The organism is Actinokineospora baliensis, from assembly GCF_016907695.1.
GTDB classification, from domain to species: domain Bacteria; phylum Actinomycetota; class Actinomycetes; order Mycobacteriales; family Pseudonocardiaceae; genus Actinokineospora; species Actinokineospora baliensis.
This window is the reverse complement of record NZ_JAFBCK010000001.1, coordinates 4,577,171-4,601,041: the sequence shown is the minus strand read 5'-3', so window position 1 is coordinate 4,601,041 and position 23,871 is coordinate 4,577,171. Positions and strand designations below refer to the sequence as shown.

Sequence of the window (23,871 nt, the reverse complement as noted above, 5' to 3'; positions counted from 1 at the left end):
GGTCTGGCCTATCCGATCGCGGTGAGCACGATGGCGATCGCCAGGAGGAGCACGGCGATCGGCACTGACAAGGACAGGGCGACGCGCCTGCCGTGCTCCTGGCCCACGCGCAGCGCGGAATCCAGGTAGGCGGCGAGGTACGCCTCGGCCACCGGTTTGGCGTGCCTGCTGGCGGGTTGGGCGTGCGACCCCCAGTCGGCGACGGTCGTGGGCAGCGTCTGGTTCGCCTCGTTGGGGATGTGGTCGGGGTGCAGTCGCGGTGCCAACCGCGCCCGCAGGCCCGCGGGCAGTTCGCGCGCGGACCGCGGCGTCTCCGGGGCGGTCATCGGAGTGCCCCCACGATCGCCGTCACCGCGAAGACCAGGGGGATGACGAGGACCACCGCCATCCAGCGGAACTTGCTGACCCGGTAGGCGGCGACCGCGGCGACCGCCTGTTCGCGGCGCAGCAGCTGGATGATCTCGTACCGGGGCCCGCGCCTGCTGGCCAGACCCCCGCGCGCGCCGTCCCGGATGCGCCGCAGCGCCGCGGCGTGCGGCGGCGGGTACTCGTCGTCGTCGGTGCCCGCCCTCCGGCACTCGCCTGCCGGGCAGGTGGGGTGGCCGCAGCTCGGGAGATCGGTGTCGAACTCGGCGAGCCGATCGATCCACTCGACCATCGACCACGCGGGGTCGGCGAAGTGGGTCCCGCCGAACGGCGCGGCCAACTCCGTGGCGAACGCGCGCCAGTGGTCGGGCCAGCCGTTGCCGAGCGCGGTCAGCACGGCGCCGTGGTCGTCGATGTCGCGGGCCCCGCCGCCGCGCTCGACCAGCAGGCCCGCGAGGCGTTCCCGCCCGGCGACCGCGGTGATCGTGATGAGCGCGAAGCCGAACCGGTCGAGGTCGCGCAGGTGGACGTTGTCGCCCGCGGCCTTCTGCAGCCGGTAGGCCTGCGAGACGTAGCGGTCGGTTGGCCGGGCCTCCGCGGCCGGGCAGACCAACGGCATGATCGAGTCGCCGTCGATGAGGACGTAGCCGTGCCGGTCGGTGCTCGCGAGCCTGCGGACGTTGTCCGGCTTGATGTCCCCGTGCGCGAAGTTGAGCCCGTGGCAGTGCTCCAGCCCGTCCGCGAGCTCGCGCAGGTGCTTGAGCTGGGAGAAGCCCGGCGCCTCGGCGCGGTAGCTCGCCCCCAGCCAGCCGACCTTCTCCAGGTACGCCGAGGCGACCAGGACGCAGGTCCCGGGCTGCGGGGAGTCCGGGACGCCGAACCACCTGGCGAGCTTGCCGTCGACACCGTCGGGGATGCGCCCGCCCGCGTCCGCGAGCTTGGTGGCCAGCCGCGCTGCTGGCGGGACCAGTTCGAGGATGTGCACCGGCGCGATCACCCAGCGGGGCCGCTGGTTCGACCCGCCGACCGCGACGTTGGCGCGCTCGATCTCCCCCACCTGCCTGGCCAGGAACCGGCCGAGCCGCGCCGCGTCCTCGGGGGTGTCGCAGCGGTACATCTTGACGTGCCACTTCTCGCTGCCGTCCGGGTTCGGCTCGTCGAAGAGCGGTTTCCCCTCCGTGTAGCGGACCTTCACCGCCAGGGTGGTGGTGCTCCCGTCCTTCTCGCGCACGGTGAAGCCGCGCGCGTCCTCGCTCTCGCTCGGCGGGGGCGGCTGCACGACGATCTGCTTGTCGAACCCGCTCGAGCAGATCCAGGCGTCGATGCCCCCGTCGTCGCCTGGGTCGGACGGGCCGCAGGCGCGCAGTTCGTCGACGCGGTCGTGCAACTCGAAGTCGATCACCGCGACGGCGTCGCCGCTGGACTCGCGGATCGTGATCGAGCCCTGCGGCGCGACGCGGGTGCCCGCGTTCTCCCCGTGCGGTATCCGGGTTCCGTTGACCGACACCAGGTAGTGCCGGTCGCGCTCGGTCCGGCGCACGGCGAGGGTTCCCATGACGTTGCGCAGCTCGATGAGCGGTGCCCGCGGGATCGCCTGGGCCTCGTCGGGGAAGCGGATGCCCGTCGCCCCACCGCGCGACAACGGGACCCACTGCGCGCTGGGGGCGAGCCGGTGCGGGAAGCGGAACAGCCCGAAGCGCAGTTCCAGGACCATCACGTCGTCGTCGGCATCCGGTCCCAGGTCGGCCTCCTCGACGCGCACGCTGGGTTCCCCGGTGGCCACGCCGATCCCCTCGGCGACCGACACGGTGAACGGCGCACCCAGGTCGTGGTCGACCTCGATCCACACCCGGGGGACGGCGTAGTCGTAGTCCAGCCGCAGGTCCGCGGCCGATTCGGCGACCTCGCGGCGGGCGATCTCGGTGAGGTCCCAGGACACCACGACGGTCACGTCCACCACGACCGGCTGCCCAGGGCCCGACGGCCGGTGGTCGTCGAGGAACGTGCCGAGCCTGCGGCTCACCTCGCGGAACAGTGCCTTCTCGGCATCGGCGTGCGCTCTGCTCATCCCCTCACCCCTGTGATGCTCGTGATGACCGCGTCCGCCAGGTACCTGGCGCGCGCGGCTCCCCTGCCCTCGTCCGCGGTCTCGACCGCCACCGCGAAGGCCACCGGCCCGTTCGCGGTGTCCACGGTTCCCACCAGCCAGGCGATCTGGCTGGTGAACTCACCCCGCGGCGGCGGGCGCCCGCCGTAGAGGTCGTGCGTGCCGGTCTTGGCACGGATCTGGTGGCCCGGGCGCGCGGGCAACTGCTGCGCGGTGCCACCGGTTTCGACGGTCCCCGCCAGCCCCGCCAGCAGCTGCCCGGCCTGCTCGGCGGTGAGGACCTGCCGGGTCTGCGGGACGACGGGGACGCGGACGCCACCGTGCGGGGCGGTCGTGGCGTCGACCAGCCTGGGCTGCACGAGGGTGCCACCGTTGGCGACCGCGGCGAGCACCGACGCCATCTGCAGCGGGGTGCCGTCGACCTCGCCCCCGCCGAGGACGTCGTTGGCGAGGCTGGACTGGGTGGCGTCCTGCGGGACCCGCGCGTCGACACCCATCGGGGCACCAGCGAGCCAGGCGGTCCCGCGCTCGGCGTCGGTGGGCGCGGCGCGGAAACCGAGGTCGACGGCGGTGGCGCGGATCGCGGGCCACCGCAGCTCGTAGGCCAGCTCCAGGAACGCGGTGTTGCAGGAGACGGCGAGGGCCTTGGCGAGCGTGATCTTGCCGTTGACCGTGCCGGGGCACTCGCCATCGCCGTAGTTGTGCAGGACCCGACCCGGTACCGGGAACCCGACCGGGGCGGGCAGTTCGTCCTCGACGGTCGTGCCCGGCTGGCGCAGGTAGGCCGCGGCGACCACCACCTTGAAGGTGGACCCGAGACCGTAGTTGTGCCCAAGTGCGCGATTGTCCGATGTGGACGGTAGGTGGACGTCCGCGCGGCCGTCAACGTAGCGGCGCCGGTCGGCAGCGGACTCGGCGGACTCGCCTGCGGGCACCGGGACGAACCTCCAGTGCCAGCAGTCGTTGCCGACCGCACGGCCTGCCTTGCACTCGCCCTCCCGGGACTCGTCGATCGACCCGCGGTCATCGATCACCCCAGGACCCCGCTGACCACCCGACCCGTCGGTCGCCGGATCGACGGGCCCGGCCGTGCCCCCGGTGTGCCCCGGTGCGCTGGCCGCGGCCAGCACCCGACCAGTGCGCGCCTCGATCGCGACGACACCGCCCGCGAGCGGGCCCGCGCCATCCGCGTCGGCGCGCAACGCGGTGGCCGCCGACCGCTGGATGTCCGGATCGATGGTCAGCTCGACCGAGCCGGAGTCGCTGCCCGCGGCGGGCGGCGGGCCGAGCGGGTTGGACAGCCCGCTGGCCCCTTGGACGAACTCGCGCAACGCGCCGTCGACGACACCCGCGTCACCGCCGATCTGGAGCAGACCCGCGAAGTCCTCAAGCACCAGCGCGGGTGCGCCGATCGGCTCCCACTTGTTCGTCGACCGGTCGCGGGTGTACTGCGGCACGCCGCGCACGCTCAGCACGACAGACGTGCGCCGCATCGCCACCCGGTCGGTCGAGCAGACCTCGGGGTTCGCACGTGGCAGTTCCCGCAGGCAGTAGGGGCGATCGGCGGCGTAGGCACCGTAGGGCCTCGCGGTGATGTACGCCGCGCCGAGCGCGCACACGACGAGGACGAGCACCGCCGGGACCGGGACACGGTGCCGCGCAGGCGGTTCCGGGGTGGCCAGGACCAGGGTGGGCGGGACCGCGTTGCGCGCGGGCCGGTACGCCGTCCACAGCGCGAGCACGATCCCGAAGCCGAGGCCGAGCACCGACTGCCCGCCGCGGGACAGGAACGGCGCGGTGACACCGGAGTGCGGGACCAGCGCGAGGGTGGCCAGGAACACCGCGGTGAACTGGGTGATCAGCAGGATGCCCAGGCCGAGCGCGATCAGCCGCCCCGCACCCGGACCGGATCGGCCGACCGGCGGGCCGAGCGCGCGCGCCGTGCGTGACAGCGCGGTGGCCAGCAGGGCCAACAGCACCCCGAGCAGGATGATGACCAGCCCGCCGAGCTTGCCCCAGACCACCGCGAGGACCAGGTCGCTCTCCCCCGCGGGCAGGTACTGCGAGCCGGTGTCCGCGAGGCCCCGACCCCACAGCCCGCCGTCGGCGATGACCGCCATGCCGTGCGCGATCTGCGAGAGCATGTTGGCCTGGGGCGCGTCGACGGCTTCCCGGCAGGCGGTCGCTCCCTCCGGCAGGCCGGGGACCGTGACGCCCGCGGACGCGGGCACGCACGGGTTGGACCAGCTGTACTCCCACGGGTGCCGCATCGCGTCGACCCGGTAGGCGAGCTTCGGGGTGATCACGATGAACAATGCGCCGATCGCCGCGATCGCCAAGAGCACCGCCACGTACCCGCGGATGTGCGCGGCGAACTGGAGCAGCACGCGCCACCAGCGCAAGCCCTGCCGCCGCGCGCCGCGGCTGACGCCGTCCCACACCAGGTAGAGCATCGTGCCGATGGTGACCGCGAACAGGCCGATGAGCGGTCCGAGGTCGTGCTTCTGCAGGCTGGCGACACCGACCGCGGTGAAGAACAGCACCGGGTAGTACACGTGCCAGCGGTTGCGGACGTGCCCGCCGCTGCGGCCGAAGCGGTGCGCGACGCCCGCGAGGACGGTGGCGAGCAGCCAGAGGTAGAGCACCTTGCCGTACTCGGCGGTCATCACACCCCCGATGTGCAGGTGCTTCCTGGAATCCACGATCGCGGAGACGAAGACGCCGTAGACGAGCATGGCGGCAAGCCACCACGGCGCCTCTCGCGCACCCCACCGGGTGTCGGCCCAGCCGCGAACCCGGCCGACCAGCGCCCCGGTCTTCGCACGTGCCCGTTCGACCGGTCCGCGCACGCGGGCAGGCAGCAGTCGCCACAGGTGCGGCACGGCCAGAAGCGCCAGCAGGACCGCCGCGGGCAGGTACACCGCGTTGACGGCTTCGGCGAAAGCGGTCTTGTTGAGCGTCTCGGCCTGCGTCGCCTGCGGGTTCGCAGCGACCGCGAGCCGGATGACGAGCAGGAACCCGAACAGCAGCAACAGGCAGCCGGTGAACAGCACCGCCAGCGCGGCGGGCAACACCTCGGGTTCGCCCCGCCGCGCGTGCCCGGCACGCAGCCCGCGGACGCCGAAGTGGGCGATACCCGCGACCATGGCCCCGGCGACCGCGCTGTAGAAGCCGCTCACGAGTTCGGCCCCCACCGCGAAACCCAGCCACACCAACGCAAGCGGCAGGATGAATGCGCCCCGCGCACCCGTCGCGTACAGCCGGACCGGCCCGACGGCCAGGTCCGCCGCCGCCGCGGTCACCAGCCGCAGTCGCGGCGACCCGCGCAGGAACCGCACGGCGGCGACCACTCCGAAGGCGAGCCCGGTCAGGATCAAAACCCGGCTGATGCCGGTTGTCCCGCCGAGCAGCGTCGCGACGAACGACGTGAACCCGCCCATCGAAGAATGACCTCCACACTGATGCCGCAGACAGCGGATATGACGTCTGCGGCCGCCCAGATCACCGGACAGGCACTGCAGATCGCCTGGTCAGTGTCATGATCGCGCGGACCAGCTGGCCCGTTACCCGATTCTTGGAGGTTGTCCGCATTCTGGCAGGCGCGAGTCGGCGACGATTGACCGGAAATGCGTTTCCGCGGGTGAAAAGGCGCCACAACACCTGAGGTTAATTCACCATTCCGGCGCCATCGCAAGGGCCGAGAAGCAGTACAGGTTGTGGACTCAGGGGAAGCAGGCGCCCAGGCCGCCGTCGACCGACCAGTTGGCGCCGGTGACGAAGGCGGCAGCCGGGGAGGCGAGGAAGCAGACGACTTCGGCGATGTCTTCGGGGGTGCCGAAGCGTCCTAGGGGATGGTTGGCCAGGGCCTTCTGTTCGGCTTCCTGGTCGGCGTTGTTGGCGAAGTACTCGTCGACCAGGGCGGTTCTGATGAAGCCGGGACTGACGGCGTTGACCCTGATGCCGTGCTGGGCGACGTCGAGGGCGAGGCTCTTGGTGAAGCCGACCAGGCCTGCTTTCGCCGCGGCGTAGGGGAACATGCCCGCGGTGGTGACGGTGGCGTGGATCGAGGCGATGTTCACGATCGCGCCGCCACCACGCTCAACCATGCCGGGGAGAACGGCTTTCGCGGCCAGCCAGGCCCCCTTGAGGTCGACGTCGAACACCGCGTCCCATTCCTGCGCGGTCATGGCGATCGGGTCGGCGTAGGAGTTGCGGCCCGCGTTGTTGACCAAGACGGTCACCGGCCCCAACGCCCCAGCGATCTCCGCCGCCGCAGCAGCCACCGCAACCTCATCGGTGATGTCGGTGACCACGGCGTGAACGTCAGCACTCTCGCCCAGCCGATCCCGGGTCTCCCACAACTCAGCAGCGAGCACATCAACCAGCCCAACCGCCGCGCCCTGGGCCGCCGCCGTCTCGGCGATCGCCCGCCCAATCCCCCGCGCCGCGCCCGTTACCAGCACGACCTCGCCAGCCAGCCCGCCCCGCGCCACTGCCACCTCCGGTCGCTGTACCGGCGGTCAGACTACGCGAGGGTCACCCGCCGGAAGAGCGTGCGAACAGGGCACCGTTGACTCCGACCATGGCGGGCCCAATGCGGCCAACATCCAAGCCCGCGCCCCTACACTCCGACCATGCGGCACCCGACCCACCTCAGCCCGAACCACGACCGCCCCGGACAGCGGTCGATCGAGCTCCAAAAGTGAAGGAAAACCCACGCCTCGGCTGACAACGTGCCTGGTCAGCAAGTGTGCTCCCCGCGCGAGCGGGGCTGTTCCCTACTACCAAGTCGCCGCGAACGCCGCGATCGGGTGCTCCCCGCGCGAGCGGGGCTGTTCCCGCGGTGAGACCACCTTTGCCGAAGCGTTCCCGCGTGCTCCCCGCGCGAGCGGGGCTGTTCCCATGGCAACACATGCGTGAGCATCTGCACGTGTGTGCTCCCCGCGCGAGCGGGGCTGTTCCCTGGGTGCACGAGGTCGACCTCGACACCCTCGAGTGCTCCCCGCGCGAGCGGGGCTGTTCCCCGCGCCAGGTAGTGCTCGACCAGGCGCTCGGCGTGCTCCCCGCGCGAGCGGGGCTGTTCCCCTAGGACGCCGGTGGCGAGCGTCTCGATGTGGTGCTCCCCGCGCGAGCGGGGCTGTTCCCACCTTGATCGTCTGGGCGCTCAAGGTCATCGAGTACTCCCCGCGCGAGCGGGACTGTTCCGGTCGTCGTCATCCGCCACCCCGGACGCCGACTATGCTCCCCGCGGAGCGGGGCTGTTCCCGAGCCTGCGGCCGACTCGGTGGCCTTGCCCACGTGCTCCCGCAGAGCGGAGCTGTTCCCACGGCGCCCTGTCCTGCGGCGGCGTCGTTCTCCCCGCGCAAGCGGGGCTGTTCCCGGGACGTCGCTGGCGTCGTACCAGAGCCGGACGTGCTCCCCGCGCGAGCGGGGCTGTTCCGCTGCATGGCTAGCCAGCGTCCTCCCACATGAGTCTCGCTGGGAGATCACCTGCCCGATCGGGCGGTTGCCAGTGCGGCAGCTGCGAGTTCCTTGGACTGCGTGCAGGGGTCGTGAGTGGGGGAACCGTCGTTGTAGCGGATGCGGGCGTTGATGTAGTGCGTGTCGTCTAGTTCTACGGCGGTTTCGCACCAGCCGGGGCCTGGCTCGCGTTGGTAGGTGATGGCTGGGCTGCCATCGATCTCCGCGATTTGCCAGCGGTTCGGGGACAGGCGGCCTTGACCATGAGCAGCGCGGAGGTCGTCAAGCCCCTGGGGCGGCCCAAAACAGATCTGCACCATGGGAGCGGTGTCGAGCTTGGAGAACTCGCACGGATTGCCGGGCTGCCCTTGCAGTCGTTCGCCCGTGTCCAAGTGCGTTCCCGGGGCTTCGCAAACTCGCGTTCCAAGCGGGCGAAGCAAGTCAGCTCCGGGTGGGGTCGCCCAGCCACCAGTTTCCTGGCGCGGCTGGGTCGGAGCTGGTCCAGTATTCGATGGTGGCGCGGACGAACTCCTCCGTCGAGAGGGTGCCGTCGCCGTTGGTGTCTAGGTGGGTGAAGGCGGCGTTCGCGTCGGCCTCGGACAGGTTGGGGAAGTGTCCTCGTTGGAAGGCCAGGAACTCCCTGGGCGATACCGTCCCGTCCGCGTCGACGTCGGCCAGGTCCAGGAATGCCTCGGCCAAGGCGCCCAGTGTTGCCTGCGCGGTGTCGGGGTCGTTCGCGAGGGCGCCCGTGGAGGCGATGAAGCTCTCCTTGGCGATTCCGCTTTCACCCGCGGGCACGTGCGGTAGGTGCACTTCACGCCAGATGCGCAGGTAGGTGTCGATGATCCGCTGCTCGCCCGGCGAACCTGGCGCGTGCCCCAATGCCTCGGCGACCCGTTCGCCCATCAGCACGTGGTCCCGCTCGTCGAGCACCCCGTCGCCGTCCGCGTCGAGGTGGTCGAAACCCCGGCTGATCTTCGTGGTGAGCAGTTCGCCGAGTCCCATGATCGTGATCATGGACCCGGTGCCCCCCTGGAACAAGGACGACCCCCGGATCGGACGAACGCAGGTCGTCGGCCGGGCGAGTGGGCGACCCGTGCCGAGGGGTCGCCCACTCTTCCAGCCATGCGCCGCGGCGAGGGCACCGTGGCGCACCCCGGCGCCGGGTGGGTGACCCTGCGTTGCCAGCACCCGCCCGGCCCGTTCAGGGGGTCCTGATTAGACAGCGCCGCCGGTGGTCTGGGAGATCCACTGGCGGTAGGCGGTCAGGTCGGTGTAGATCGTGTGCCCCTGGCCGCAGGTCGCGCTGCCGTGACCGGCGCGGCTGGTCGCACCCGCGAGCTGGCCCTGGACCACCAGCGGACCACCGGAGTCGCCGTAACAGGCGGTCTGGGAGGTGCTGCTCTGCACGCACAGTTCGCTGGCGCCACGGATGCTCTGGCACTGGCTGTCGGAGTTGATGCGGGTGTTGAGCATCTTCAGCGCGCGCGGCGGGCTCTGCTGGCAACCGCGCTGCGGGCAGGTCTGGCCCCAGCCGTAGAGCACGACGCTCGAGCCGACCGCGGGGGAACTGCCCGCGATGGTGATCGGCTGGTTCTGCACCGCGCGGGACAGCTTGATCAGCGCGATGTCGTAGCCGTTCTGGATGTTGCCGTAGGACGGGTGCTTGATCTGCCGCGACGCCGACACCAGCGTGCCGCCGGTCGTGTTGTCCTTGGAACCGATCCGCAGGTTCAGCGAACCGCCCTGGATGCAGTGCGCGGCGGTGACGACCCACTCGGAACTGATCAGCGAGCCACCACAACCGTGGCGACCGTTGACCTGCAGGGACGCCATCCACGGGTAGTTGCCGGTGGCCGTGGAGCCACCGACGATCGCGGGGGACATCGGCGGGGAGTCCGACGGCTGGGCGGCGTTGGCGGAAGTGGAGATGGCGGTGAGCGTCGCGGCTCCCACCACCAGGGGGACGAGGGCAGCGCGTAGCAGGGTACGCAGGTTCATGAAGGGTTCTCCTGTTCGAAATCGGCGAATCCGGATATCCAGCCGATATGCCCACTATCGACGGAAACCGGCCCCAATCGAACATCTCAACATTCCATCGAGTTCACCTATGGGACACATAAATGGGAACACCGCCGCCGCGCCGCGCGCGGTGCGGCGCGGGCCGGAGACTAGAGTCGTGGCGTGAGAGCCGATCCCCCGACGGCGCTGGTGCGCTGGGTGCTGCTGTGCGCCTTGGTGTTCGGGGTGCTCGGCATGCACCACCTCACAGGCCTCACGGGCGGCGACTCGGCCCACGGCGGTGCGCACGCCGCCGAGTCGGTCATGTCGGGCCCTGACTGCTGTGTCGTGGCCGCCGATCCGGCGTCGCCCTCCCACGGGGACACCCACGACCTGCTGGCGCACCTGTGCCTGGCAGTACTCGCCGTCGGCATCGGACTGTTGCTGATCCTGCTGAGCATCCCTTTCCAGCGCAGCCTTCCCCTGCCCGGACGACAGCGCGTCGCGATCGATTCCACCCGGGCGCCCCCGAAACCCACCCTGACCCTCCTCTGCGTGTCGCGGCAGTGACAGCGCCCGCGCCATCCCCATCGGAATGGCGCTGCAGCGAAACCACACGCGACCACCTGAGGACCCAGACATGACCAGCAAGACCCTGGTCAGGTCGGCACTCGCCGTCCTGGCCTCCTTCGCCATGCTCACCGCCTGCGGCACTACAACGGCTCGCGACTCCAGCCAGCACAACGCCGCCGACACCGCTTTCGCCCAGCAAATGATCCCGCACCACACCCAGGCCGTGGACATGGCCGAACTCGTCACCGGCCGTACCACCAACCCGAAAATCATCGACCTGGCAGCGCGTATCAAGAAGGCCCAAGCCCCCGAAATCGCCACCCTCACCGAGTGGCTGAAAGCCTGGGGTGAATCCGAAGAGCACTCAATGCCCGGAATGGACCACGGCTCGGGCATGATGACCGCCGACGAGATGACAACGCTCCGCACAGCCACTGGCGACGACTTCGACCAGCGTTGGCTGACGATGATGATCGCCCACCACCAGGGCGCGGTCGAGATGGCCAGGACCGAACTGGCCCAAGGCGCCAACCCCGAAGCGAAGAAGCTCGCCCAGCGCATCATCGACACCTAGGACGCTGAGATCCGCGAAATGCGAGGCCTGCTAGCACAAGGCTGACCTCCGGGCGAGTGCCCCAGCGATCTGGGACACCCGCCCTTCGTCAATTCCGAAGAGGACAGTCCGGTTCCGTCGAGTGGACAAATAGTGGCCAACCGGTAACAACGCCCGGGTTCCGGGCGATCACTGGCACATCGGTCGACGCGCGGGGGCGGCTACCGGTCAGCACAAGTGCCCTCCACGCGCAGGCCTAGGAGTGAGTAGATGTCTCGGCGGCGAATCGGCGTTCTCGCAACCGTTCTCGCATTGACGGTCTCGACCGCGGTCAGCGGGCTCGGCCGCGCTGCCCAACCCGTCGATCAGGACGACACGCCTTCGACGAGCACGCGAGACCCCGACGAGCTCGGCGCCGCTCCCCGCGTGGCCGCCCTCGCCGGGGCGATCACGTTCAGCGAGTTCGGCCTGGGCACGCAGATCACGACGCAGTACCGCGACCAGGGCATCGTCTTCGGCACGGGCAGCTTCATCACCACCGACAGCGCGAACCCGACCAGTCCGGTGCTGTCCGGGACACCCCGGTTCCAAGGGGAGATCGCACTCCAGATCGTCGACCCCGCGACCGGCGCACCCGCGACCACCAGTGGGATGGAGTTCGACGTCGGCTACATCGACAGCCGGAACTCCGTCGAGATCGCCTACTACGGAGTCGACGGCACACGCCTTGGCTCAGTCAGGGCGAACGCGATCGGGATCAACCACATCCGCCTCCCGCTGGCGGGCATCCACCGGGTCACAGTCGACAACACCGAAGAGGAACCCGCGGGCTTCGCGATCGACAACGTGTCGACCGGTACTGCGCTCGGCGGCCGCCAGGTCAACCGGATGATCGCGATGGGCGACTCCTACTCCTCCGGCGAGGGGTACACCGAGGACATAGAGGAGCGGCTGGGTCGCGACCCGGTCGCCTACGACTGCGGCACCGCCATGCGCGACGCGAAGTACCACGAGAACTCGGAGTGGTTGTACTCCGAACTCTTCCGGGGCTCTCGTGTCCGGTGCGACACCACGACCAAACAACCCATCAGCTTCGCCGACGTGCGGAGACGCCCGTCCAAGCACTACGAGAACCGGTGCCACCGCCACGGACGGGCATGGCCCCAGCAAGTCAGCCGCACCCTCGGTGTGGCAGCGGATGACTTCCTCTTCACCGCGTGTTCCGGTGGCGTCACGGAGAACCTCGGACTGCTCGACCAAGCGGGCAAGGCGCAGTACCCGTTGTCGCCCAACGGTGTGGGAGGTGGCAACGTCCAGGTCACGGACGCCAGGAACTTCACGGCCGCGCACGGGTCGCCCGACCTGGTCACGCTCGGGATCGGCGGCAACGACGCGTCGTTCGCGGGAATGGTCACCGCCTGCCTCGCACCGGACCTGCACACCATCTTCGGGACCGTGGACTGCCGGGTGTCCGAGGAGTCGGCCATCAGCCGCGTCAACGGGCCCGTCTTCGACAAGCTGGTCACCACGTTCAGCAGCCTGCGCGCGGAGTTCGAGGACGCCGCGGTGCTGGTGTACGGGTACCCGAGCGCACTCCAGGTCGCCTTGCAGTGCCTGCCGTTCACCTTCAACGCCGCCGAACGCGAGTACCTCCAAAACCGCTTCCTCCCCGCGCTCAACCAGGCCATCGAAGACGCGGCCGCCACGGCGGGGGTGACCTTCATGCCGCTGTTCGCCGTGACCGCAGGCCACGAGATCTGCACCGGCACAGACGACGCGCCCGCCTGGATCACCGGACTCCACCTGACTGACATCCAGGAGAGCTTCCACCCCAACCAACTGGGCCACGACGCCATCGCGGCCTACTTCCTCGAGCACTACGTCGACGACCAGGGCAGGCTGCTGTTCGCCAACCCCGCGCCGAACCCGACGATCCGCGGTCCACGAGGCCCGATCACCGTCGCCGTGGGCAACGTGCGCGCCGACCCGTCCGGCCAGTGCGGGGTCGAGTGCCTGCAACCCGCCTGCTCCCCCAGCGACTGCGCGTTGCGCGTGCGGGGCGACAACTTCTCGCCCAACAGCGAGGTCCGGATCGTCCTGAACTCCGACCCCGTCGACCTGGGAACCGCGACCACCGACGCCGCGGGCGAACTGGACGCCACCTTCCCGGTCCCGACCTCCGTCCCAGACGGCGAACACCGCGTCGACATCACGGGCGCCAGCCCAGAGGGAATCGCGCAGATCGCCTCCACCCCCGTCATGATCGAACGCGTCGCCCTGGCCGACCCCAACACGCCCCCGAGCACCCCACCGACGACACCCACGACATCACCGACCACACCACCAGTGGACACTTCCACCAACACAACACCCATCCCGCAGGGGTCCCCGCCAGCGTCCGACCTGGCCTCGACAGGGGCCAATGTCACCCTCCTGGCAGGGATCGGCTTCCTGGCACTCCTCGGTGGCCTCGCCATCGTCGTCCTCGAACGCAAACGGCGTCGCCGCAAGTTGGCCGAGTGAACCCGATTCACGCGCCGAGCGCCGAGATGATCGCCCTGACCAAGGGGTGATCCGCGTCGAGCCGCCTCGACGCACGGGTGTGCAACAACGCCAAGACGGGCCGGATGTCCTCGCCCAGAAGAGATCGGGCCACAGCCCAGCGCAGTTCGCAGGCGAGGGTGTACGGGTGCTCGTCACCCTGGACGCGTCCGCGGAGCTGGGTCAAGGCGGCTAGCTCGTCGGCAGCCTCGAGGTGGCGACCGGCGGCGATGAGCGCTTGGGCGTGCACCTCGTGTGCGTCGAGCGTGTAGGGATGGCTCGGCCCGTAGGTTTCGGTTCCCGCGGCGATCGCCAGCTCCGACATCTCCGCTGCCTCGGCGACGCGCCCGAGAGCGAGCAAATCCGCGGCGAGGTGAATCCGGGCGTCGACGGTGTCATAGTGCTGTTCGCCCAGCATCTTCTCGCGGAGGCGGAGGACATCTCGGTGCTCGCGTTCGGCTTCCTCGGCGCGGTCGAGGTGGCGCAACGCCGTCGCTCTGTTGTGCCTGCTTTCAAGGACATCGGGGTGGTCTGGCCTCAGCAGTCGCTCACGCGCGTCGAGCGTGGTGGCGTGCTCGGCCTCCGCTTCGGCGTAGTGGCCCAATGCCTGTAGCACCAAGCCGAGGTTGTTGCGGCTGTTGAGCGTGTTGCGATCGTCGAGGCCGTGCACCCTGGTCCGGAAGGCCACGGCTTCCCTCGCGAGGCGTTCGGCTTCCGACCAGCGGCCCAGGTCCATGAGCACCGGCGCGAGGTTACTCAAGCTGCGGCCGATATCCGGGTCGTCCTCGGCCAGGACCCGGCGACGGGCGTCGAGGACCGTGGCCAGTTCGGCTTGGGCTTCGGGCCACCGCCCGGCCTGGTAGAGGGCGACGCCGAAGTTGTTCCGACTGGTCAGCGTGAGGGGGTGCTCAGCACCGAGACTGGCGGCCCGCGCGTTCAGCACGGCCCGGTGTTCACCTGCGGCATGATCGGGCAAACCCGCCGTGCGCAGGGCGAAGGCGCGTCGATCCCGGTTGGTCAACGTCTCGGGGTGGTCGGCGCCCAACTCCGACTGCTGGTGCTGATAGGCCTGATCGAACGCGGCGACGGCGATGTCGAACTCGCCTTGCTCGATCGCGGTGCCCCCGAGGCGAGCGGCCTCCTCGGTGTCCGCCTCCCGCACCATGCGGCTCAGAACGGCGGTGGTGAGCGCAGGCGTCGGCGTCTGCGCGACGACCGCGTCGACGAGGTACTCGAACACCGTGAACCCGCCGCCATGGCCGTCGGGCGAGAGCAACGCGACCGTCCCCAATCGTCGACGAGTCGCCCAAGTCCAGGCTTCGTCGTTCTGCGCGGGAGCCATGCCTGCTCTGCCCCAGGCTGGTTCGGCGAGTTCGAAGAGCAACTCACGCGTGAGCGGTCGGGTGAGGCCCGCTCGCCTGCAGTCGATCGCCGCGGTCACGATGGCCGCGCCGTACTGGTCGCTCCCCTCGGCTTGCGCGGCGAGCCACATGTCACGCAGGGCAGGGCCTGCCGCGAGGGACTCCGCGATGCCGTACCGGTCGGCGGTGACGAGGCTTCTGGCCAGCCGCGGGTCGTCGTCCGCGAGGTTGCCCGCCCGTCGCCGTTCGGCGGGGCTGAACAGGCGCTTCAAGGCAACGCGGCGCGCCATCTTCAGGGCTTGGACGGCGTGGTGCAGCAGGTCCTTCGCCGTGGGGTGTTGGTAGCGGCTGTCCTCCACCAACCTGAGCGTGGACAGGATGACGCGGTGGCGTCCGGGTACGAGGAACCGGGAGATCTCCGCACGTGTCAGTCCCCCGGCGCCCAGGTAGTGCTCCAAGTCGTCGAGCCAGAGCACGCAGTCGTCGTACCTCTCGGCCTGGTCGACAGCGGCTGTCAGACCGGCCTTGTCGTCCGGAGCGAAGACGTGGTGATCGGTGAGCTCCGTGCGCATCGCGTGGTAGGCGGCCCTGGTCTTGCCCGCTGTCGCAGCGCCCACGACCAGCACGAACCCCGACCGCCGGAGAGCCGACCCGAGGTCAGCGTCGACATCGCGCGCCACGTAGGCCGGGACGTCATCAGCCCCTTGAGGTGTGCCGGTGAGTGGCGGTGCTGGGTGCACCCCCAGCAGCAGCGGGTCGTCGAGGTCCGACACGCGCGGCACCGTCCCGGCGACGGTGAGGTAGGACGCGCGCCCCGCGGCGGTGGGTGACGGGGTGTCCGCTCGCTCGTCGCCCGAGTTCGAGCGGGCGAGCAGCTGGGTGTGCAGTTGGCGCAGTTCCGCACCCGGTTCTGTGCCGTGCTCGTCGGCCAGCCACCTGCGGTAGTCCAAGTACGCCTGCGAGGCCTCGGCGGTACGCCCGCACCGGTGCAAGGCCGTGAGCAGGTGCGCACGCAGCCGTTCCCTCTCCGGATGACGACCGGTGTGCGTGACCAGTTCCGCGACGAGGCGTTCCTCCCGCCCCAGGTCCAGGTCGGCTTGGACCCGGCACTCCAGGGCGTCGGCGTACTCCTCACCCAGCCCCGCGACCTCGGGTTCCAGCTCCGGGAATGCCACATCGGCCAACGCCTTGGTGCCGCGCCACAACCCCAGCGCCTCGGCCAGCAGCGTCGACCGCCTGCCGGGATCGCGGTCACCCCGGGCCTGGCCGACCAGCTCGCGGAACCGGTACACGTCGACCAGTGCGCGGTTGACGTGCAGGATGTAGCCGGTCTCGTGCCAGGTGATCCGCACGCCGTCGAGGCGCTTCAGCGCGGCGCGCAGATGGCTGACACAGGCTTGTACGGCGTTCTTGACGCCCTCGGGTTGTTCTGCGCCCGGCGGCCACAGCACCCGGGTGATGCGGTCAACCGAAACCAGGTGGCCCGCCGACAGCAGCAGGAGCGCCAGCACGGCACGCGGTTGCGGCTTCGTGATGGGGATCGTGTTCCCGTTGTCGTCTTCGATCAGGATGGTCCCGAGAGCACCCAGGCGCACTGTGGCTCCCGTTCGACTGGCGGGGCACGTCTGCGCAGCTTCGCACAGCGGTTGTCGAAGTGCGACGAGCGCTCGGGTGGTCTTCGCACCCGATTCCGTGCAACGCCGGTGGTGCCCCCTCGCTCGTCGGCGAGGGGGCACCAGCGAGTGACCAGGCGTTCCTACCAGCGGCCGACCTTCACGTTCGGCGGCCACCAGTACACCTCGGCCCAGATGCCGTGGTTGGACGTGTTGCCCCACCCCGCGGCCCACCTGCTGATCAGGTCCCCGGCCAGGACGCACAACGGACGGGGGACGCGCAGGGAGCACGCGGCCACGCCACCGGCGACGGCGCCGTTGACCACGTCCGCGTAGGAGGCGATGATCCAGAAGTGGTCACCGGTGATCCCCGTGGCCAGGTTGGTGCTCACCCCGCCCCCGGGCGTGCTCGCCGGGACCCCGATCGTGACCGCGCCGCCGAAGGACTCCTGCAGCGCCTTCAGCACGGAGCCCCGGCCCTCGGGCGTCGCGACCATCTCGGCCCACTGCCGCCGCTCGGCCTGACTCAACCGCGGCGCGGCCTGGTCGACGACCACGCTGTGACCGACCCCCGGCTGAACGGCCACAGACGGACTCGTCGACGCCGTGGCCACCTGTGCGATGGGCGCCGCCATCGCCACGCTGAGCGCCGCGGCGACCAGCACCCTGTTCATGTACTTCACGGGCTCTCCCGGTTTCTCCGCTCCCGCCCATCCCCGGTCGGGGTGGTGGCGGGAGGACCAGGGCCTCGTGGCCCGGTCGAGAACCAGGGTCAGATACACCGCTGAGCAGTCACTGAACCGCCGCTGAGCCCTTGGGCGGGCGATGGTCCACCGGCTCCCACCATCAGACTCGCTGCGGCTTCACCAACAGCAACGCCACGAGCCCCAGCGCTACGGGTGGCCACCATGGCAGCACGCGAGCCACGATGGCCACCAAGGCTAAGAGGCCGCCGAGGACGCCCGCACCCAAGCCCAGCACTGGTCGTCCGGCGAGGAAGAACAACGCGAACACCAATGCCGCGAACAGCGGGGGGATCAGGAAGAACCGCCACACCGGGCTTGCCCAGCCCTGGTCGACCCAAGCGTCGCCAACTCGGATGAGCTGGCCGCCCCAGGTACTGATCTCAACTGACGACCCGACGCTGGTGGTCCCCGAAATCTCGTAGCGGTCGCCTGAGGCCAGTTTGATCGTGATGGTGGAGCCGCTGCCGCCGCGCTCGCCGCCTGGGTAGAACTCTGTGTCCACCACGGTCGCTGTCTCATGGGTGAGGCAGGTTTCGGGGCATGTTCGGGCGTGCTCGATCGCGGTCTCACGGACTGTCCAGTACCCGAACAGCCACGCCACGGCGACGGCGAACACCGCTGCCACTACGACGCCGCGCGACACTCGGCGCACCTTCAGGTTCTCGGACACAGGACAATGCTAGGGCGTCCCACCGACAGTTCTGGTGTGCGACGGCCAGGGGTGGACAGTGAGTGATGGCCATACCTGTTGCCAGCGGGTGGTTTCGTCGACGTACACCTGACGAGGCGCTACCGCGGGGTTCGGGCGGACGACCATGGTGAAGGCGTCTTCGATGCCGTGGGGCGCGTACACCGTCCAGGTCCTCGACTGACCGCAGTGGAGGGCATGGGGTGCCGAACTCTGCATCCCAGGGCAGTCGGAGTCGTCGAAGTAGAAGAGGTCGTAGTCGCGGACGCCGTGGTTGGCTGGGTATCCGGCGACGTGGTTCCAGATGTTCTGGAAGACGCATCCGGCGGTGAGGAACCAGCCCGGTAAGGCCATGTCCCGCGCACGGGTGAGCACCGTCATCAGAAGGTAGTTGTGCGCCAAGGAGTCCCGCAGTTGTTGCACCTGCACGGGGTCGGCGAGGTGGCGCAGGTCGTCAGTCATTGGGCCGTTGTTTGATGGCGGTGACGAGGTCGGCGATGAGTAGAGCGCGGTCAGCCATGGTGTCCAAGAGTAGGTGCTCGTGGTCGGCGTGCGCGCCTCCGCCCACGGCACCGAGGCCGTCGAGGGTAGGGATTCCCAGCGCGGCGGTGAAGTTGCCATCGCTGCCCCCACCCACTGCGATGCCTGTCAGGTCGGGGCGCAGCCGCTGGGCGATCGCGAAGAGCTCGGCGGAGGCCGACTCCGGCATAGGTGGTCGGGTGACCGCGCCGGTGACGGTGATCTCCGTGCCGTCGACCCGCGGGGTGAGGGCGGCGAATGCGGCCTCGACCCTGGCCTTCTCCTCGTACGACTCGACCCGGACGTCGACGGTTACCGTTGCTGCCGCGGGTACGACGTTGCTCATCGTCCCGGCGGACGCGACGGTCGGGGTGACCGTGGTGCCGATGTCAGGCCGGTTGAGATCGGCGATGGCCAGGACCTGGTGCGCGGCCTCAACCAGGGCGTTGCTCCCCGCCTCGGGTTCGAGGCCCGCGTGCGCGGCCCGGCCCCGGATGGCGACCTCAAAGGTCCCACACCCCTTGCGGCCGGTCTTCACCGCGCCGCCCTCCCCCGCGCCTTCCAGCACGAGCACCGCACCGCAGGCGGTGGCGCGTTCCTCGAGCAGAGCCCTCGAACTGTGCGAACCGTTCTCCTCGTCCGCAGTCACCAGGATCTCGACTCCGGTCCGGTCGTCGAGCGAAGCCACGCCGTGTATCGCCTGGATCAGGCCGCCGAGCATGTCGAACACGCCGGGGCCGAGCACACGGCCGTCCTGGACGGTGAAGGGACGCCGGGCGAGCGTGCCTATAGGAAAGACCGTGTCGTGGTGCCCGAGGATCAGCACCCGAGGAGTACCGCCACCCGACCAGTGCACATGCGGCCCAGCCGGACTGTCGATCAAGCGCGCCTGTCCCCCGAGGTTGCGCTCAATCACCGACGCGACAACCCGCCCGGACTCCCCCACCGCCCCAACATCCCCAGACGGCGACTCGACCTCGACCAGCGCCCGAAGATCCGCCAGCATCGCGTCAACGTTGACCATGAGCCTCAGTCTAGGTTCGCCAAGACTTGCTGCTCGCCTCATCTGCTGGCGAGGCTCGCCAACTCCACAAGCTTGTCGTACACATCCAACCCGGCGTAGGCCTTCCCCTCCCAGGTCGCTGCTGTGAACAGGACATGCCGCTGGCCATTCGCCAACTCGTCCGACTGGACTTCCAAGGCAGCCACCACCTTGGATCTGGCGCGAGATTCTGGCCACGCCGTTGCACGGTCGAGCATCTTCGGGATGACCACGTCGCCATTCTCGATAAAGAGGACATCGGACGTGGGCAATCGCTGATCGAGCAGATCGATGCCGCGCCGAAACGAGACTCCAGCCAACACGGCGTCGCTGAAATCATTCCGCTCAAACCGATTAGCCGTACGACCGGCAAGTTGCGCGAGCATCGGCGGCACCGTACCGGTGAAGTTAGTTTCGGTGATCCGCCCTGAGAACACACAGTCGACAAATTCGACTGATTTGCAGAGCCACTTCACCAGGCGGGTATTCCGAAACGTACATCGCTCAAAGCGGGCCAGGCCAGGAGAGATGGCACCGATGCGCGCACCGTCGAACGAACAGTCCACATACTCCGAGACCTCAACACCCTCTCCGAAGCAGGCATCCTTGATCTTGACCCCCTCGAAGTCGCAGCGCTCGAACCGTCCCGCGACCACGGTGAAGTAGTCCAGGTCAAGGCCCACGAACGACTCCCCGACGTGGACCCCCTTGACGGTCAGACTCCTGTCGGACACCACAGTTCGACTCCGGTCCGTTGCCAGCCGCTCACCGGCAGGCAACACCTAGATCCACACTTCTTCGGCGGGGTTGGCCACCATCCACGGCAGCGTGCTCTCCACCAGCAGGCCGGTAGAAGAGTACGACCCGACAGCGTACGGGTCGAACCCCAAGGAGACGCAGTACCGACGGAGCATGTCCACGGTGAACCGATCGCGGACAAGGCGCTTCGAGTAGTTCTCGATCTCTTCGAACGACAGTGGTTCCCCCGAAGTTTCGAAGATCCACTTCGAGTCCTTCACCGCGTCGATGGCGCGCACATAGCCCAGAGGAGGCTTGCCGGTCGGGCCCCACAGGTGGAACTGGACGCTCGTCGGTATGTGCATCCCGGCATACGAGACCGGTCCGAACCGGGCCAGAACCGCTCGGCCACCCATCCGCGCGGCGAGCTCCCCGCACACCGACGCAGGGTCGCTCGCCCTGGCGAAGCAGTCGAAGTAGGCCACCCAACCAGCGATCGGCACCAACACCTCACGCGGCCTACCCTCAAGGGTCAGCGGGTTCAACCGCCGCAGCTGATCCTCCAGCCGCCCCTGGACCCCGGTCGACACGGGCGCGTACCCCAACTCACGCCGCCACCCCACGAACGCGGCCGACACCTCCGCCAACGATCCCTCGATGAACCCGCCGGAGCCGAGGAAGAACTCCTCAAGATCCGAGAGATCTCCGATACCACCCACGTCCTCGGCCCCCGGTCGATCAGTCGACGATGGTCACCTCCCAGCCAGCGACTACGTCTTCGAGGCCATCGACATGCCGCCAAGAGCCAGGGCGAACACCCGCACGAACGCACTGCGGACATCCGGGTCTCGGTCGAGTCGAACCAGGCTCTCACACCTGGCCGGGCTGAGATCGACTGCTACAAGCCCTCCAGCGCCTCCGGGGCCCGAGAACAACACCAGACACCGGTAGGTCCGCACGACCCCATCCCGCAGCTCGCGCTTCCACGTCCGTAGCAGAACCGCATCGTCCTTGACTTGGTCACGTAACGCGCCAACCGAGGTCCACCGCGTCGCCCAACCATGACGCTCAGCCTCCAACTGGATCTCGAGCAAGGTGCTGAACTCGATCTGCGCCACCCGGAAGTCAGAGTCAGATGGATTGATGAGCATTGTATTGACTGTTCCCCATCGTAGACGTAGACGCGAATAGGTGCGTTCGGATCGATCTCACCGGCTGCATCGTTGGAGTTCATTCATTCGGTGGCAACAGGCCGAGGCGGCGCCTGCCGAAGCCGAGACCGCGGCTAGCGGGCTCGCCCGCCGTAGGTGATCAATCCTCGATAATCGGGTTACACGGCGACAGAAACGGGTCCTCGCGATAGGAAATCTCTCCCCGGGCGACCGCCCAAACCCGAAACGCGTTGGATCCCGGCGGCTCGACTGCCTCGTCGTCACGCTCGTAGAAGACTCCCCACGAGCCAGGCAGGAGAACACAAGCTTTGCGGATGATCCGCTCAACGTCTGCGGCCTCATCTCTCCGTCGGTTCGCATCGACGGTGATTCGCAGGTAGTAGGTACCGTTTACCGGTTCTAGCGACCAGTTGACCGTGAATGGGGCTACGGAGTCGAACATGGCACGAATCTCGCCAACCGCTTCTACTAGCGCATCGAACTCTCCGTCACCAGTCGTGTCCTGCCATAGCGTGAGCCAACCGTTGAGTACGTACACTCACCCTCGCAGCGCATCAAAAGTAATCACCACTGTGACACCATACCGCCATCTCGGAAGCCGCTGGCTGGCCGACGTTGCCTCGGCACAGCCGAGCAGGCCGGGGTTCGCCGGGCAGTTCTCAAGCCCGAAGACGGGGTGGCCCAACCGTCGACGCGGGAATCGTGCCTGGCGAAGCGGCCGAGTGCCACCTTGGTGGTGTGTCACCAGGGCTCGAGTTCGTCAGGGGCGAAGCTCCCCAGGTACAGGGTACGCCCGTTCTCATCTGCGACCTCGATCTCGTAGCCAGGAACGGGCGCGTCGAAAACTACCACCACGGTGCCGCAGGTGCCCGCCTGAAGACCCTCGTCTGGGCGTCCCTGCTTGATACGCACGAGGTCGAACAGCTCGAATCTCATGTTAGGTCCGTTTACTCCGCTTCACGACCATGTTCACGAAGATCACCAAGCAAGTTCGCCAATGCGGACGCCTGCACTTGACGTACGTAGCCGACTGGGTCGGCGTCGTAACTGTCGCAGGCAGCCTGCCATGCCGTGAACGCTCGCTCGATGTCGGCAGCGGAGTGCACTCGCGGGCCGATGCCTCCATGCTGCGTGATGGTGCGATCGTCGTCGACCCAGACAAGATCGAAGCCGTGCAGGTGCTGCAACCCCGAGTCGGTCATCACGTCCCCCGAGCCCGAATCACCCTCTACCCAAGGCTCGGCCCAGGCATGGGCCTCTTCGCGACTGACAGAGCCGTCCACCACGCCCTGCCAGATTCGCTCGACCGACGACCGGGTCACCTCGTCGAGTGGGCTCACTGCCACCGTCCCTCGTTGATCCGCTTCTGCGGACTACTCTCAGCAAGACAGTTCAACTGTGGTTGCGTGGCGTTCGTCGAACAAACTGTCGGCGCGAGCGTAGCTGACCATAGTCGTAGCCTGTGGTGTGCGCGGCGTGGGTCGAGCAGAACGAACACGCGTCGTTGCGGGCGAACTTCGGTCACGGTCAGCTGGTCACGGCTCCGGGGGCGCCGTCGATGGCGGCGAGGGTTACCTGGCCGCGTAGGAGTTTGCGGCTCGAGGCGTTGGCCAGGCCGCGCCTGCCGTGCAGGGTGCGTTGGTTGTCGATCACGACCAGGTCGCCTGCCGTCCACCGGTGTTCGTAGAGGTAGCGGGGGTCTGACAGGTGCGTGCGCAGGTTGGTGAAGAACTGCCCAGATTCCTCCGCTGAGGTGTTCGGTACCCGCACATCCCAGCTGGCCAGGGCCTCGTCGGACTGGAACGGCAGTGCCAGGTTGAGCGACTTGACCCGGCCGTAGTTGCGGAAGGTGGGGATCGGGTACCAGCCCTCGGGGACGCTGGTGAAGTAGCCGCGTTCGGTCGCGATGTACTCGAGGTGGCCGCGGTCGAGCACCGCGCGCAGGTCGTCCGGCAATTCAGTCCACGCGGTGATCTGGTCGCACACCAGGGTGGCACCGTCGGCGGCCAGGTCGCGTACCTCGGCGGCGAACAGGACGATCAGGTCGACCTGGGTGCCCAGCAGGACTCCGTCGGTGTGCAGCGGGAGGCCGCCGCGGCCGGTGATCACCTTGCCCTCGTCGCGGGTGCCGTCCAGGTGCAGGATGTCGGTGAACCCGTAGCCGACGGCGGCGTCGTCGTCATCGTAGGAGACCGTGTCGCCGAGGCCGGTGACGAACTCGCGGAACAGGTCTTCGGTGAACGTCTGTCCTTTCACGACAGTGACACCGGCTTCGAGCGCCACGTCACGCACGGTCTTCGGGTCGGCCGGGGTGCCCTCGTCCAGCACGGCACCGAAGCCGGACGGGGTCAGCGAGGAGAAGTTGGTCATGGTGTACCGCCCTCGATGTAG

22 protein-coding genes and 1 CRISPR repeat array are annotated in these 23,871 nt (G+C 68.8%); of the genes, 3 read left to right on the top strand and 19 right to left on the bottom strand.

Annotated features, from left to right (window positions below; genetic code table 11):
- Positions 1-8: 8 nt before the first annotated feature.
- From JOD54_RS21070 to JOD54_RS21040, 7 genes are all read right to left on the bottom strand, one after another.
- Positions 9-326: a hypothetical protein gene (locus JOD54_RS21070; RefSeq protein ID WP_204452325.1), complete on the bottom strand. Its 318-nt coding sequence runs from the start codon at positions 324-326 to the stop codon at positions 9-11.
- Positions 323-2,434: a hypothetical protein gene (locus JOD54_RS21065; protein WP_204452323.1), complete on the bottom strand. Its 2,112-nt coding sequence runs from the start codon at positions 2,432-2,434 to the stop codon at positions 323-325. Before JOD54_RS21065 ends, JOD54_RS21070 begins: the two co-directional genes overlap by 4 nt.
- Positions 2,431-5,913 (bottom strand): penicillin-binding transpeptidase domain-containing protein, encoded by a 3,483-nt coding sequence (locus tag JOD54_RS21060; RefSeq protein ID WP_204452321.1) that lies wholly within the window; start codon positions 5,911-5,913, stop codon positions 2,431-2,433. The genes JOD54_RS21065 and JOD54_RS21060 overlap by 4 nt, the downstream gene beginning before the upstream one ends.
- A 282-nt stretch (positions 5,914-6,195) precedes the next feature.
- Positions 6,196-6,972 carry an SDR family NAD(P)-dependent oxidoreductase gene (locus tag JOD54_RS21055; RefSeq protein WP_204452319.1) on the bottom strand — a complete coding sequence of 259 codons (777 nt, stop codon included), beginning with the start codon at positions 6,970-6,972 and terminating at the stop codon, positions 6,196-6,198.
- 251 nt (positions 6,973-7,223) lie between these two features.
- Positions 7,224-7,679: a CRISPR direct-repeat array (repeat unit 29 nt; unit sequence GTGCTCCCCGCGCGAGCGGGGCTGTTCCC).
- 280 nt (positions 7,680-7,959) lie between these two features.
- Entirely contained in the window at positions 7,960-8,325 is a 366-nt protein-coding gene (locus JOD54_RS21050; protein WP_204452317.1) for a DUF3558 family protein, read from the bottom strand.
- Between the two features lie 49 nt (positions 8,326-8,374).
- Positions 8,375-8,950 carry an EF-hand domain-containing protein gene (locus JOD54_RS21045; RefSeq protein WP_239573454.1) on the bottom strand — a complete coding sequence of 192 codons (576 nt, stop codon included), beginning with the start codon at positions 8,948-8,950 and terminating at the stop codon, positions 8,375-8,377.
- Positions 8,951-9,151: 201 nt separating this feature from the next.
- On the bottom strand, positions 9,152-9,934 hold the full coding sequence (locus JOD54_RS21040) for a S1 family peptidase (protein ID WP_204452315.1): 783 nt from the start codon (positions 9,932-9,934) through the stop codon (positions 9,152-9,154).
- A gap of 183 nt (positions 9,935-10,117) precedes the next feature.
- Between JOD54_RS21040 and JOD54_RS21035 the strand changes: the two genes are divergently transcribed.
- The 3 genes from JOD54_RS21035 (at position 10,118) to JOD54_RS21025 (ending at position 13,583) form a co-directional block, all read left to right on the top strand.
- Entirely contained in the window at positions 10,118-10,504 is a 387-nt protein-coding gene (locus JOD54_RS21035; protein WP_204452313.1) for a DUF6153 family protein, read from the top strand.
- 70 nt (positions 10,505-10,574) lie between these two features.
- Positions 10,575-11,081 carry a DUF305 domain-containing protein gene (locus JOD54_RS21030; RefSeq protein ID WP_204452311.1) on the top strand — a complete coding sequence of 169 codons (507 nt, stop codon included), beginning with the start codon at positions 10,575-10,577 and terminating at the stop codon, positions 11,079-11,081.
- 291 nt (positions 11,082-11,372) lie between these two features.
- The gene (locus JOD54_RS21025) at positions 11,373-13,583 is read left to right on the top strand and encodes an SGNH/GDSL hydrolase family protein (RefSeq protein ID WP_204452309.1); all 2,211 of its coding nucleotides are present in this window, start codon (positions 11,373-11,375) and stop codon (positions 13,581-13,583) included.
- 7 nt (positions 13,584-13,590) lie between these two features.
- Here JOD54_RS21025 and JOD54_RS21020 read toward each other — a convergent pair whose 3' ends face one another.
- The 12 genes from JOD54_RS21020 to JOD54_RS20965 all read right to left on the bottom strand — a co-directional run bounded on the left by JOD54_RS21020 (position 13,591) and on the right by JOD54_RS20965 (position 23,850).
- Positions 13,591-16,557, bottom strand: a complete 2,967-nt coding sequence (locus JOD54_RS21020) for an AfsR/SARP family transcriptional regulator (RefSeq protein ID WP_204452307.1) — start codon at positions 16,555-16,557, stop codon at positions 13,591-13,593.
- Positions 16,558-16,718: 161 nt separating this feature from the next.
- Positions 16,719-17,258, bottom strand: a complete 540-nt coding sequence (locus JOD54_RS21015) for a hypothetical protein (protein ID WP_204452305.1) — start codon at positions 17,256-17,258, stop codon at positions 16,719-16,721.
- A 163-nt stretch (positions 17,259-17,421) separates the two neighbouring features.
- Positions 17,422-17,991 (bottom strand): hypothetical protein, encoded by a 570-nt coding sequence (locus tag JOD54_RS21010; RefSeq protein WP_204452303.1) that lies wholly within the window; start codon positions 17,989-17,991, stop codon positions 17,422-17,424.
- A gap of 9 nt (positions 17,992-18,000) precedes the next feature.
- Positions 18,001-18,471, bottom strand: a complete 471-nt coding sequence (locus JOD54_RS21005; RefSeq protein ID WP_204452301.1) for a nucleotidyltransferase family protein — start codon at positions 18,469-18,471, stop codon at positions 18,001-18,003.
- Complete coding sequence (locus JOD54_RS21000; protein ID WP_204452298.1) at positions 18,464-19,552, bottom strand: M20 family metallopeptidase; 1,089 nt, start codon at positions 19,550-19,552, stop codon at positions 18,464-18,466. Before JOD54_RS21000 ends, JOD54_RS21005 begins: the two co-directional genes overlap by 8 nt.
- Before the next feature lie 38 nt (positions 19,553-19,590).
- Positions 19,591-20,253, bottom strand: a complete 663-nt coding sequence (locus JOD54_RS20995; RefSeq protein WP_204452296.1) for a pentapeptide repeat-containing protein — start codon at positions 20,251-20,253, stop codon at positions 19,591-19,593.
- Between the two features lie 99 nt (positions 20,254-20,352).
- Complete coding sequence (locus tag JOD54_RS20990; protein ID WP_204452294.1) at positions 20,353-21,027, bottom strand: hypothetical protein; 675 nt, start codon at positions 21,025-21,027, stop codon at positions 20,353-20,355.
- Between the two features lie 51 nt (positions 21,028-21,078).
- Positions 21,079-21,459: a hypothetical protein gene (locus JOD54_RS20985; protein ID WP_204452292.1), complete on the bottom strand. Its 381-nt coding sequence runs from the start codon at positions 21,457-21,459 to the stop codon at positions 21,079-21,081.
- Positions 21,460-21,619: 160 nt separating this feature from the next.
- Positions 21,620-22,018: an Imm7 family immunity protein gene (locus JOD54_RS20980; protein ID WP_204452290.1), complete on the bottom strand. Its 399-nt coding sequence runs from the start codon at positions 22,016-22,018 to the stop codon at positions 21,620-21,622.
- 203 nt (positions 22,019-22,221) lie between these two features.
- Entirely contained in the window at positions 22,222-22,416 is a 195-nt protein-coding gene (locus JOD54_RS20975) for a DUF4926 domain-containing protein (protein WP_204452288.1), read from the bottom strand.
- A gap of 11 nt (positions 22,417-22,427) precedes the next feature.
- A complete protein-coding gene (locus JOD54_RS20970) occupies positions 22,428-22,820 on the bottom strand; it encodes a hypothetical protein (RefSeq protein WP_204452286.1) in 393 nt (130 codons plus the stop codon).
- 187 nt (positions 22,821-23,007) lie between these two features.
- Complete coding sequence (locus JOD54_RS20965; RefSeq protein ID WP_204452284.1) at positions 23,008-23,850, bottom strand: TauD/TfdA dioxygenase family protein; 843 nt, start codon at positions 23,848-23,850, stop codon at positions 23,008-23,010.
- Between the last annotated feature and the right edge of the window lie 21 nt (positions 23,851-23,871).